7 protein-coding genes are annotated in these 12,672 nt (G+C 66.9%); 5 read left to right on the top strand and 2 right to left on the bottom strand.

Going from position 1 to position 12,672, the window contains the following annotated elements; translation table 11 throughout:
* Nucleotides 1-176: 176 nt before the first annotated feature.
* Nucleotides 177-644: a phasin gene (locus GGR03_RS09315; RefSeq protein ID WP_183207360.1), complete on the bottom strand. Its 468-nt coding sequence runs from the start codon at nucleotides 642-644 to the stop codon at nucleotides 177-179.
* 266 nt (nucleotides 645-910) lie between these two features.
* On the opposite strand from GGR03_RS09315, the gene GGR03_RS09310 reads away from it, so the two are divergent.
* From GGR03_RS09310 to GGR03_RS09295, 4 genes are all read left to right on the top strand, one after another.
* Entirely contained in the window at nucleotides 911-4,561 is a 3,651-nt protein-coding gene (locus GGR03_RS09310; protein ID WP_183207359.1) for an ATP-binding protein, read from the top strand.
* A gap of 262 nt (nucleotides 4,562-4,823) precedes the next feature.
* Nucleotides 4,824-5,876: a Fe(3+) ABC transporter substrate-binding protein gene (locus tag GGR03_RS09305; protein ID WP_183207358.1), complete on the top strand. Its 1,053-nt coding sequence runs from the start codon at nucleotides 4,824-4,826 to the stop codon at nucleotides 5,874-5,876.
* Between the two features lie 148 nt (nucleotides 5,877-6,024).
* Nucleotides 6,025-7,716, top strand: a complete 1,692-nt coding sequence (locus GGR03_RS09300; RefSeq protein WP_183207357.1) for an ABC transporter permease — start codon at nucleotides 6,025-6,027, stop codon at nucleotides 7,714-7,716.
* A gap of 135 nt (nucleotides 7,717-7,851) precedes the next feature.
* Nucleotides 7,852-8,592, top strand: coding sequence for a hypothetical protein (locus tag GGR03_RS09295; RefSeq protein ID WP_183207356.1), 741 nt, complete (start codon nucleotides 7,852-7,854; stop codon nucleotides 8,590-8,592).
* A gap of 106 nt (nucleotides 8,593-8,698) precedes the next feature.
* Here GGR03_RS09295 and GGR03_RS09290 read toward each other — a convergent pair whose 3' ends face one another.
* Entirely contained in the window at nucleotides 8,699-10,663 is a 1,965-nt protein-coding gene (locus tag GGR03_RS09290; RefSeq protein ID WP_183207355.1) for an acetoacetate--CoA ligase, read from the bottom strand.
* A gap of 219 nt (nucleotides 10,664-10,882) precedes the next feature.
* Between GGR03_RS09290 and GGR03_RS09285 the strand changes: the two genes are divergently transcribed.
* Nucleotides 10,883-12,634, top strand: a complete 1,752-nt coding sequence (locus tag GGR03_RS09285) for an AsmA family protein (RefSeq protein ID WP_183207354.1) — start codon at nucleotides 10,883-10,885, stop codon at nucleotides 12,632-12,634.
* The last annotated feature ends 38 nt before the right edge of the window (nucleotides 12,635-12,672 follow it).

The raw sequence follows: 12,672 nt of genomic DNA, 5'->3' as shown, positions 1-12,672 counted from the left end.
GTGTCGGCAGGATAGCGCGCCCGCCGGGCCGGTGCGACCTGGCCTCGGGCATCACCGCCGCAGTCCGAACGGCGGTGGCCATGGACTTCAGAGCGGTAATCCGCCGCCCCCTTGGGCGGCGGGTTATCTGCCCGACGGGCGGAGGCCCCTGGGGACGTCCGCCGCCGGGTGAAGCATCAGCTGGTCTTGCTGGCCTTCTGGAAGGCGTCGCGGCCTGGCTTGATCATTTCCTGCGCCACCGACTGGCTGAGCTTCTGCATGTCCTTGGCCTGGTCCGTCACCATCTCGACCTGCTTGCGCACATAGGCGGTCTGCATTTCGATGACTTCGGCGAAGGACTTGGCAGACATCATCTTGTCGAGGTGCTGAAAGCCCATCTCGGCGTTGCTGCGCATAGCGTCGATCGCCTTCTTGGACAGCTGCAGCGAGCCCTGATGGACATTCTCCATGGTCGATTCCAGCGCCTTGGTCGCCTCGTCGGCGGCAGCCTTCATCCGGCCATAGGCTTCCTTGGACTGCTCCATCGACTTCTGCGTCATGGCGCGGAAGGCTTCCGACATCTGCGCCGGGTCCATGCCGGCCATCATCGCCTGCGGATTCGGCATGGCGAAGGGGTCGTTCGCGGTATTCTTCTGGTCTGCCATCGACTGTCTCCTCTCGGTCTCGTGCCGCGGCCCATCCTATGGCGCGGCTGCCTATTTCAATAGCAACAATTTTTGTGCAGTGCAACATAAGCGAGATCCGGCGGGCCCTTCGGCCGTTAACCCTTTGGACCGACTGATCGGTCGAAAAGCCGAAGATTCTGGATTCACGGGCCGGTCGCTATTATGAATCGACTGTTAACATCGGCCCCGAAGAGGTGCGGAATGCGCTGAGGCGCAATTCGACGGCAAGGTTGGAAGCGTTGCTCATGGCGACATCGACGGTGCCCCTCGCACTCGCGATCATGGCACATCCTAGAACGCGCCAGGCAAACGCCATCGGCGCCGGCCTTGCCGTGTTCAAACCCGACCTCTCGGAACTCGTGTGGGCCAACACGAACGGCGCGGCCTTCTTCCAGATCGGTTCCCCCGGCCCTCGACTGTCCGGCGATGCCGCTCCCGTTTCTGCGGCGGCGCGGCAGCTTCGTGCCTCGGCGCGGATGTTCGCGGCCGGCGCCACGGCCGTGCGGCTGCGCAGCCCCGGCGGCGCGCTGGTTGACGCCAGCGTGGCCCGCCTCGACCTTGAGCAGCACGGCGAACTGGTGCTGGTCACGCTCCCCGCTTCGTCAGCTTCGGCGGAAACGGTGGAAGCAGCTGCCCGGCGCCTGCTGGTCGAAACCGGCATGCCGCTCGGCGAGATCTGGACGCCGGACGGCGGGTGTTTTTCCGGCGAGAATGCGCCGGGCATCGTTTTGGACGACGCAGCCGTCCCCGGCTTCCTGGCGTCGGGCGAAGCCTTCCGGTTCATCGAGCAGGCCGACCCCTTGGGCTTGGCGCGGCTGAGCGAGGACCATGTCCTCGTCTACAGGACGGATGCCGCCGCAGAACCGGTGCCCGGCGAGACGCCCCACACCGCCGGTGCACAAAATCCGCATCAAGAATCGGCACGGGCGCCTGAGAATGTCGCCCCGGATCGCCGCAAGACGGGGATGAGCGCGCTCCTGACACGCTGGTATGCCCGCCATCCTGCAAGCGAGTCGGCACCGGTCGAAGCGGCAAACCAGTCGACCCCGAGAGAAACGCAGGATCCGCCCGTCGAGATCGCCGGGTCGGTGAACGGCCGGAAGCAGCAGGAGGGCGAGGCTGCCGAAGACGAGGCGCAGGCACCGCACGGCGCCGAGGATTCGCGGTGCGAGGGACCTGCGTCCGACGCTTCTGGCTACCCGGCGCCCACTGGCCTGCGCCCTCTGCGCTCCGTCTGGGGTCCGGCGGTGACGGTCGCAGAACCGGACGAACCCGTCGAGCCACCGTCATCCGAGTGCGATGAATTACCGCTGATCGAGACACGCGATACGGATGAGGAGATGTCGCCGGTGGAGGAGCCGGCGTCGATCGATCCCGTTGCCGCGGAAGAACCTGCCCTCGCCGAGCCGGACCTGCTGCCGGCGACGGATGGCGACTTCTCCCACCTGCCGGTTGCAGACGCCCCGGCCGATCCCCTCGATCAGGAAGACGCGTCCCCCGAGGCGGCTGCCGTGGCAGACGACGAAGCGAACGAGGCGGCAACGCGTCATGACGCCGCGAGCGCACCATTCGATCCGCGCTTCGATATCGCTTCGGTCCGGTTCGTCTGGCGGATCGACAGCGACGGGCGCTTCCGCTCCCTCTCGCCGGAATTTGCCGCAGCCGTCGGGCCGCGTTCGGCCGACGTGGTCGATCGCAGCTTCGCCGATGTCGCTCGGGCCTACGGCCTCGATCCCGACGGCGAGGTGGCGCAGCTGCTCGAGCGCCGGGACACCTGGTCCGGCCGGGTCATCCACTGGCCGGTGGAGAATTCCGACCGCAAGGCGCCGGTCGATCTCGCGGCGTTGCCGGTCTATGCCCGCGACCGCAGCTTCGACGGCTTTCGTGGCTTCGGCATCGTCCGTCTCGCCGAGGCCGTCGCGGATCCCGAGAAGCTCGGCCTCGCCCTGGCAGGCGTGGCGCCCGGCAACAACGAGTCCGCGCCGTCCGACCGGGACGAGGTGCCGGAGGATTTTGCGACCACGCCGGATGAGGTGACGCCCTTCGGTCGACGCCCCGCGGCGGAGCGGCGCCAGGATGGCGAGGCCGTACCCAAGGTGATCCGGTTGGAGGAACGTCGCCGCCCGCGGGATGGCGCGCTCAGCCAGGCCGAGGAAGAGGCGTTCCGCCGCATCGGACAGACGCTCTCCGACGACGAAGCGCCGCGCGGGCTGGAACAGGCCGTCCGGATGGCGGCGCAGCGGATCGAGACCTTCGCCGAAGAGGCCGTCGAGCAGGATCGGCGCGAGGGGCCGGTCACGGAGGAGTCTGCGGCGGCACCGGACTCGGCGTCGGTGCCGGCAGGCGATGAGGACGACGAGGCGGACGAGGCCGAACAGGCGGCGCTCCTCGCCGAATCCGATCGCCGGCTCATCGAAGAGCTGGCGACCGTCTACGCGCATCTGCCGCTGCCGGTGCTAGTGCAGGCCCGGGAAGCCCTCGCCTACGGCAATCGCGAGTTCCTCGACCTGACCGGCTATGAGAGCGTCGGCGCGCTGGAGGCGGAAGGAGGGCTGGCGCATCTCTTTGCCGACCGCGACGACGCGGTGGCGGGCGAGCTGACGATCCGCCGCGTCACCGGCGAGACGATCGCCGTGCGCACCCATATGCAGCGCTCGACCATCGCCGGGCGATCCTGCCTCGTCATGTCCTTCTTCGCCTCGCCCGGCGCCAGCGTGGCGGCCCTGCGTGGGGAGATGGAGCGCGACGAGCCGGCGCAAGACGAGGAGGTCAAGCGGCTCCGTCATGAAGTGCGGGAGCTGAGCACGGTCCTCGACACGGCGACGGACGGGGTGGTGTTCATCGATTCCGCCGGCAACATCCGGTCGATGAACGGGTCGGCGCACGCGCTCTTCGGGATCGCCGAGAACGACAGCGCCGGACGCCCCTTCGTCACGCTCTTCGCCCATGAGAGCCAGAAGGCGACGATGGAGTATCTGGAGAGCCTTCGCGAAGGCGGCGCCTCGGCGATCGTCAACGAAGGCCGCGAGGTGATCGGCCGGGTCGCACAGGGCGGCTTCATCCCATTGTCGATCACGCTCGGGCCGCTGCCCGACGACCGCGGCTGGTGCGCGGTGATCCGCGACATCGCCCACTGGAAGCGCGTCGAGGAGGAACTGACCAGCGCCCGCCGCCAGGCCGAGGCGGCAAGCGTGCAGAAGAGCCAGTTTCTCACCAATGTCAGCCACGAATTGCGCACGCCGCTGAACGCCATCATCGGCTTTGCCGACGTCATGGCGACCGAATGCTTCGGACCGATCGGCAACGACCGCTATCTGGAATATCTGGAGGACATCAAGCGGTCGGGTCACCACGTGCTCGACCTCGTCAACGACCTCCTCGACATTTCCAAGATAGAGGCGGGCAAGCTCGATCTTTCCTTCGAGGCGGTGTCGCTGAACGCAGTCATGGCGGAAGTGGTGGCGCTAATGCAGCCGCAGGCCAATCGCGAGCGGGTGCTGGTACGCTCCAACCTTCCCTCCTCGGTGCCGCCGGTCGTCGCCGACCACCGCTCGATCCGGCAGATCGCCATGAACCTCGTCTCGAATGCGATCCGGTTCACGCCGCCGGGCGGGCAGATCATCGTGTCGACCAGCTACGTGGCGGAGGGCGACGTCGCCCTCAGATTCCGCGACAGCGGCATCGGGATGACCGAACACGAAATCGAGATCGCGATGTTACCGTTCCAGCAGGTTAACCCGACATCGCGCCGACGGGGCGAAGGAACCGGGCTCGGCCTGCCTCTGACCAAGGCGATGGCCGAAGCCAACCGGGCGAACTTCACCATTTCCTCGACGCCCGGCGAGGGAACGCTGGTGGAAATTCTGTTTCCCCGTCAAAGGGTTCTTGCCAGCTAGGGCAAAGATTCCTGAGCGCCGCAATCTAGTTTAGAACGATTCAACTTTAGAACTCCTCTAATCCATTGATATTGTTGGCATTTCTGGCAGCCGTTGCTTGCACTTTCGGCACTATTCGTGCATGAAACGGGCGTCGGCGACGTCCATTTCTGGCCGGCACCAGCCGCGGAATTCCCGTCCGATACCGGACCGGTTGAGCATCCGCCGAGATCCGCCAATCGCTGACGAAGGCAAACCTTCGCAGTCAGAGGGAGAGCTTTTCATGCATTTCAGATCGATCGCCCGTCCGGCCCGCCTGCTGGCCACGTCCGCCCTGGTCGCAGCGACCTTCGCCGCCGCTTCCGCGCAGGCCCAGGACGTCAACATCTATACCTCGCGCCAGCCGGACCTGATCCAGCCGGTACTCGACGCGTTCACCGAAGAGACCGGGCTGACCACGGCGACGATCTTCATCGACAAGGGACTCGAGGAGCGCATCGCCGCCGAGGGCGCCAACTCGCCTGCCGACCTGATCATGACGGTCGATATCGGCCGCCTCGATGCCGCCAAGCAGGCCGGCGTGGTCCAGGCCGTCGAGAGCCAGACGCTGGAAGAGAACATTCCCGCCGCGTTCCGCGACACCGAGAACGAATGGTTCGGCCTCACCGCCCGCGGCCGCGTCGTCTACGCGTCGAAGGACCGGGTCGGAGACGAGCCGATCACCTACGAGGAACTCGCCGATCCGAAATGGAAGGGGCGTCTTTGCACGCGCTCCGGGCAGCACCAGTACAATATCGCGCTGATCGCCGCCTATATCGCCCATCACGGCGAAGAGGCGGCCCGCACGTGGGTCGAGGGGCTGCGCGACAATCTCGCAGGACGTCCCGAGGGTGGCGACCGCGACCAGGCCAAGGCGATCGCAGCCGGCGAGTGCGATATCGGGATCGGCAACACCTATTATGTCGGCCTGATGATGAACAACGAGAAGGAGCCGGAGCAGAAGGAATGGGCGGACGCCATCAAGGTCGTCATGCCGACCTTCGACAACGGCCGGACGCACGTGAACATCTCCGGCATCGCGCTCGCCAAGAACGCGCCGAACAAGGAAAACGCGCTGAAGCTGATGGAATTTCTCTCGGGCGACGAAGCGCAGCGGATCTATGCCGAGCTGAACTACGAGTATCCGCTCGAGCCCGGCATCGCGGCGTCGGAAGTGGTCACGTCGTTCGGTGAGCTGAAGGTCGACGACATGCCGCTGGCCGAAATCGCCAAGCACCGCACCAAGGCGTCCGAGATCGTCGACGAAGTCGGCTACGACAGCGGCCCGCAGAGCTGATCCGGCTCTTGCCAACCGCCACCATCAGCGCCCGGGCCACATCGGTCCCGGGCGCACGCTTGTCTGATGGACCGCTCGGCCGGACGGCGCTTCGCCGCACCAGCCGCCTGGCCTCCCGCATTCAGAAGCCGGCCTAGGCCGCGACCGCATGTCCGTCTCCGCGCCCCTGCTCACCCCGGTCCCCCGGCAACGCTTCCGCTTCCGGCGGCGGCCGGACGGTTCCTATCTCGTCGGGGCGGCGCTGGTCTCCTTGACGGTGATCCTGCCGATCGCCGCGCTGGTCGTGATCGCCCTCACCGGCCGCTCGACCAACTGGGCCCACCTGGCCCAGACCATCCTGCCCGAGGCGAGCCGCATCACGCTGCTGCTGATGCTCGGCATTGCCATCGTCGCGGGAACGACCGGCGTCGTGACGGCGTGGCTGGTCGCGACGTTCCAGTTTCCGTTCCGCCGCACCTTCGCCTGGGCGCTGGTCCTGCCGCTGGCGGTGCCGACCTACATCGCCGCCTATTGCTTCGTCGAGTTCCTGCATTTCACCGGGCCGGTGCAAGGCGCGATCCGAGAGCTTTTCGGCTTCCAGACACGCCGCGACTACTGGTTCCCGGACGTGCGGTCGCTGGGCGGGGCGGTGTTCGTCCTGTCCTCGGTCCTCTACCCGTACATCTTCCTGACGGCACGGATGGTGTTCGTCATGCAGGGGCGCAAGGCTGGCGACGTGGCGCGGACCCTCGGCGCCTCGCGCGCCGCCGTGTTCCTGAAGATTCTGCTGCCCATGGCCCGGCCGGCGATCGCCGTCGGCATCGCGCTCGCCCTGATGGAGGCGATCAACGACATCGGCGCGGTGGAATTTCTCGGCGTTCGGACGCTGACCTTCGCGGTCTACTCAACCTGGCTGAACCGCGGCGACCTTCAGGGCGCGACGCAGATCGCCCTGATGATGCTGGTGGTCATCGTGCTGCTGGTGGTCATCGAGCGCCTGGCACGGCGCCAGCAGCGCTTCACCATTCATCGCGGCGACCGGCCGCAGACCGGCCGCGAGGCACTTTCCGGCTGGAAGGGTTTGGCGGCGGCAACGATCTGCCTCCTGCCGATCGTCGCCGGTTTCGGCATCCCGCTCTACGTGCTCGGCGACTACGCCCTCAGCCGGACGTCGCAGCTCGGCGATCCGCAGCTTTGGCGTGCGCTCCGCAACACCGTGATGATCGCCGGCTCGGCGGGATTGCTGACCGTCGCCGCGGGCTTCTTCATGGCCTACGGCATAAGGCTGACGCGCAGCCGCCGGCTTTCGGCGCTGGTGCGGGTCGGTGCGCTCGGCTACGCCGTGCCCGGGACGGTGCTGGCCATCGGGATCCTGATCCCGCTCGCCGCCTTCGACAATTTCGTCGATGCGCGCATGCGCGAATGGTTCGGCGTATCCACCGGGCTCCTGCTGTCGGGCTCCGGCTTCGCCATCGTCTATGCCTGTTTCGTGCGCTTCATGGCGATGGGACACGGCGCGATCGAGAGCGGCTTCTCCAAGCTCTCCCCCCATCTCGACATGGCGGCCCGCACGCTCGGGCGCAGCCCCGGCCGCACGCTTCGGCAGATCCTTCTGCCGCTGATGCGCCCGGCGCTGCTGACGGCGTTCCTGCTGGTCTTCGTCGACACCGCCAAGGAATTGTCGGCGACGATCCTGCTGCGGCCGTTCAATTTCGACACGCTGGCGACCTTCGTCTACGCGCAGACTTCGCGCGCCGCGTTCGAAGACGGCGCCGTCGCGGCGTTGATGATCGTTCTGGTCGGAATCCTGCCGGTGATCCTGCTGACCCGTTCGATCCTCCACGAGTCCGATCAGAGCTGACCGCCCTTCCGGCATCGATGAAACGGCAGCGGCTTGTTCCGGTCGTCGGCAAGCATCCTGTCGCGGCAATTACGGAACCGTGAAGTTGACACGGCGTTTCCTCTGTCCAAGCCAACGATAAGAGGAAACACGGGAATGACACGTCTATCGATCTTGCTCGGGGGCGTTGCCCTCTTCGCCCTCCCCGTCACTGTAGCCTCTGCCGACTGCCGCGAGGAAATCGCGCAGCTGCAGAACAGCGACGTTACCGCGTCCATCGGCGGCGCCGCCGATAGCGGACCGGCCGAAGGCACGACCACGAATTTCGAGACCGGCGCCGGGGTCGATGCCTCGGGCGAGGTCTCCAAGGACGGCAGCACGGCGCCGCTACAGACCGACGACACTGCTGCCACTGGTACGACGGCACCAACGGGCGGGGCCGGGGCTGCCTCGGCAACCGGTGGTGCGACCACGCCGTCCACAGGCACTGCTTCGGCCACCGACAGTGCGACGACATCTCCGACCGGCACCAGCGCGTCGGCCGGCGCATCTCAGCAGGCCGATGCCGGCCAGCAGAGTGGTGAGATCGCCAAGGACGGCCAGACCATGCCGATGGAGGACGACGCCAGCGCCGAAACCGCGATGTCCAGCCAGGACGCGCAGTCGCAGCAGGCCGGCGCCGAAACCGCTGCCGCTGGCCAGACCGGCGCTGATACGGCCGCTGGCGGACAGGCCGGCACCACCGGCGCTGCGGGCACCGCGACGGCTGCTGCCGGCTCCGACAACGGCTTCCAGGACGCTATCGAGCGGGCAGAAGCCGCCCTCGCACAGGGCGACGAGGATGCTTGCATGACGGCCGTCGAAGAGGCCAAGGGCTTGCAGACCCAGGCTCAGTAATCGCCCTTCAGCAATCCGGTTACACCTGCGCCGGCCCTTTGGGGCCGGCGTTTTTCGTCAGGGAGGCACCGACCGGCGGGCCTCGTGGCAAGATTGCGGATCTGGATCAGCTTCGCAGTTCCGGGCGATCGGCGAACAGCGCCAGCGCGTCCGGGTTGGCCAGCGCCTCCTTGTTGCGGACGGGCCGTCCCTCCACCACCTCGCGCACCGCCAGTTCGACGATCTTGCCGGATTTGGTGCGCGGGATGTCGGCCACCTCGAGGATCTTGGCCGGCACGTGGCGCGGCGATGCGCCGTGGCGGATCGCCGCCTTGATCCGCCCGGAAAGCTCATCCGTCAGGTTGGCGCCGTTCGAAAGCCGCACGAAGAGGACGACCCGCACGTCGTCGTCCCAGGGCTGGCCGATGCAGATCGCCTCGACCACCTCCTCCATCTGCTCGACGATATTGTAGATTTCGGCCGTCCCGATCCGCACGCCCTGCGGGTTCAGCGTGGCGTCCGAGCGGCCGTGGATGACGATGCCGCCGTGCTCGGTCCACTCGGCAAAGTCGCCGTGGCACCAGACGCCGGGAAACTGGTCGAAATAGGCGCTCTTGTAGCGCTCGCCGGAAGGATCGTTCCAGAAGCCGATCGGCATTGACGGGAACGCCTTGGTGCAGACCAGGTCGCCCTTGCCGGAAGCCAGGGGCCTTCCGGTTTCATCCCAGACCTCAACCGCCATGCCGAGGCCGGGACCCTGGATCTCGCCGACATGGACCGGCAGCAACGGCACCCCGAGCACGAAGCAGGACACGATGTCGGTGCCGCCGGACATCGACGCGAGGTGGACGTCCGGCTTGATCGCCCCGTAGACGTATTCGAAGCTTTCCGGCGACAGCGGCGAGCCGGTGGAGCCCAGCATCTCGAGCGCCGAGAGGTCGTGGGTCTGGAGCGGCAGGAGCCCCTGCTTGCGCGCCGCGTCGATGAACTTGGCGCTGGTGCCGAGGAAGCTGGCCCGCTCCTCCGCCATGTAGTCGAAGATCACCGACGGGCGCGGATGGAAGGGCGAGCCGTCATAGAGCAACAGCGTAGCCCCCGTCGCGAGAGCCGAGACCAGCCAGTTCCACATCATCCAGCCGCAGGTGGTGAAGTAGAAGACGCGCGCATCCGGCCCGAAGCCGCAATGCAGCCGATGCTCCTTCAGATGCTGGAGCAGCGTTCCGCCGGCCGAATGCACGATGCATTTCGGCACGCCGGTCGTGCCGGAGGAGAACAGGATGTAGAGCGGGTGCGAAAACGGCAGACGCTCGTATTCGATGGGCGCCGCGGCGAACGGCGCAAGGAAGTCCGCCATGGTGATGCCGTTGGCCACCGTCGCTGCGACAGCCTCGGCAGTGCCGAGATACGGCACGACAATGGTCCGTTGCGGCGCCAGGCTGGCGGTGATCGGGCCGAGCTTCTCGGCGATCTCGATGCGCTTGCCGGCATAGTAATAGCCGTCGCAGCAGATCAGCAGCTTCGGCTCGATCTGGCCAAAGCGATCGAGCACGCCGCGCTCGCCGAAATCCGGCGAGCAGGATGACCACACTGCCCCGATCGAGGCCGCAGCGAGCATCGCGGCGACGGTTTCCGGCAGGTTCGGCATCATTGCGGCAATGCGGTCACCGGCCACAATGCCTTCGGCGCGAAAGGCCTGCGCGAAGCGGGAGACGAGATCGGTCAGGTCGCGCCAGGAAAGTCGCTGGTGCACCGCATCTTCGCCGCGAAAGACGATCGCGTCCCGATCAGGCGAACCTTGTCCGGCATGGGCGAGGAGGTTCTCGGCAAAGTTGAGCCGCGCATCAGGGAAGAAGCGGTCGTCGCGCATGGTCGCGCCGGGCATAAGGGCTGCCTCGCCGCGCTCGCCGAGGACGTTGCAGTAATCCCAGACCGCAGACCAGAAGTCGGCGCGGCGGTCGACGGACCATGCATGCAGCGAGGGATAGTCAGGCAGGCTCACGCCGTGCCGCTCGGCGGCGGTGGTGGCGAAGACGGTCATCGGATGGCGCGCGATACGCGCTGCATCTGGTGTCCATAGCAGCCTGCCGCCCATCGTCATCCTCCCTCTGCCGACGCCTTGCTGGTGCCATATGGCCTCTGCATTGGCAACGTTCGGAACGGCGCCGCCCCGCAGGGACGCTCCCAGCTCGAGGCTTTGCTTCTGGAGCTTAGGACGATTACAAAAGGCGTGGCTGAAAAAGGATACTCTGTGACGCGGTCCTCCCCCCGAGACAGGCGCGATGGAGCGGCCGATCCGTTCGCGAAACGTCGGGTGCGCCTGGGCGCGGCACTGGGCGTGCTCGCCCTTGTCATCGCCGCCATCGTCGTCCTGCCGCAGCTTTCGCTCGGATCGGGCGAGGCGCGGCGAATGCTCGTGGCGGAGCTCGAACGGGCGGCGGGCGGGACCGTGCTGATAGAGGGTCCGGTCAGCTATTCGCTCCTGCCGAACACCCGAATCAGCGCCGACCGCCTGCGCATGGATGGCGGTGGATCACTGCGCGTGGAGCGGGTGGTCGCGGACCTCGATCCCGTCGATGCCCTGTTCGGCAGGGCCAGCATCTCACGGCTGGTGCTGATTCGGCCGGAATTTCATTCGGCGACAAGTGAAGCGACCGAGTCTGCCGAAGCACCGGCGGCCGCTTCGGCAGATGGCCCCCGGGCCGTGGCAGGCCGTCTGCTGGCCCGACTGCCACGTGCGCGGACGGTCGATATTCGCCAAGGCGTCTTCCGCAACAGTCGGCAGGCGGGACCTTCCGGCTTTAGCAATGCCAACATCCTGATCAATCGCAGCGCGGTCGGCGACGGCCTCGATGCAACCGGAAGCTTCGTCTGGAATGGCGACACGACGAATTTGCGCATCAAGGTCGGATCGAAGAAGGCCTTGCTGAACGGGGGTTCGAGCAGCATCGACTTCGAGATGTCGTCACCGACGCTCGCCGCCAACTTCGACGGGCATGCCAGCTTGGACGAGAACGCTGGCATCACAGGTCGCGTCCGGCTGGACAGCCCTTCTCTCAGCCGCAGCATCGAGTGGTTCGCCGAACCCGGCGCGCCGGTGCCCGATGTCGGCGCGATGTCGGTGGAAGGCGATCTGGTCTTCGCCGGGGTCGAGGCGAATCTGCAGAACGCCAGCGTCCGCATCGCTGGCAGCAGCGGTCGGGGCGCCCTGGAGGCGCGCTTTGCCGAAGATGCCCCCACGGTGGGCGGCACGCTCGCCTTCGAGAATCTCGACCTCTCGCCCCTCGTGGGAGCGGTTGCGCCCTTGCCCGACGATCCCTTCGATCTGGCCCGCAAGATCGATGTCGGTTTCACCCGGGAGGTCGGCCTCGACCTCCGCGTTTCGGCCGAGCGCGCGACGCTCGGCAACGTGGCGGCCGAAGACGTCGCCGCGGCACTGCTGGTGGCCGACGGAAAAGCGACGATCGACATCGGCGACGCGATGCTGCTGGGCGGCCGTGGCCAGGCGAACGTCGTCTTCGAAGCCGATCAGACACCGCCGCAGGCGATCGGCCATTTCGCCCTGGCAGGGGTGGATACCACGGCCCTGTTCGCGGCACTCGAGATCGACCTCGTGGGCTTAAGCGGACGGTCCGATATTTCTGCAGACATGACGACGCCGGTGACCGACTGGGGCTCGATCATGCGCAACGTCCAGTTCGACGCCAAGGTCAGGACGCAGAACGGCATCCTCACCGGCTTCGACCCCGACGTTTTCCGCCGCCCGGGGGCGCGTGCCCTGCTCGAGGGGACATCCGGCGCGACCGTGCCCTTCACCCGGCTCGAGGCCCGCCTCGCCTCGTTCGGGCCGCGGGTGCATCTGCGGGAGTTCCTGCTCGCCAGCGGCACCGGGACCGTGCAGGCAGCGGGGGTGGTTTCCGCCCTGACCCACGAGATGCGGATCCGCGGGACGTTCGACACTGCCTCTCCGATGACCGCATCGGTCAACGGGGAGTTCACCACATCGAAACCAGTCGCCTTCACCATGGCAGGCCATTGGCCCAACCCGGACGTGACGTCGCGATAGAGCATTGGCTGTCCCCGTCGATGGTCCTCGGCGACATC

This window comes from Aurantimonas endophytica, assembly GCF_014196845.1.
GTDB classification, from domain to species: domain Bacteria; phylum Pseudomonadota; class Alphaproteobacteria; order Rhizobiales; family Rhizobiaceae; genus Aurantimonas; species Aurantimonas endophytica.
Note: the sequence above shows the minus strand (reverse complement) of the source record. Positions and strands in the feature narration are given on the sequence as shown.

Coding starts and splice junctions, on each gene's coding strand:
- GGR03_RS09290 (WP_183207355.1), bottom strand. CDS start 10,663: ATGGGCGGCAGGCTGCTATGGACACCAGATGCAGCGCGTATCGCGCGC.
- GGR03_RS09315 (WP_183207360.1), bottom strand. CDS start 644: ATGGCAGACCAGAAGAATACCGCGAACGACCCCTTCGCCATGCCGAAT.
- GGR03_RS09305 (WP_183207358.1), top strand. CDS start 4,824: ATGCATTTCAGATCGATCGCCCGTCCGGCCCGCCTGCTGGCCACGTCC.
- GGR03_RS09295 (WP_183207356.1), top strand. CDS start 7,852: ATGACACGTCTATCGATCTTGCTCGGGGGCGTTGCCCTCTTCGCCCTC.
- GGR03_RS09310 (WP_183207359.1), top strand. CDS start 911: ATGGCGACATCGACGGTGCCCCTCGCACTCGCGATCATGGCACATCCT.
- GGR03_RS09300 (WP_183207357.1), top strand. CDS start 6,025: ATGTCCGTCTCCGCGCCCCTGCTCACCCCGGTCCCCCGGCAACGCTTC.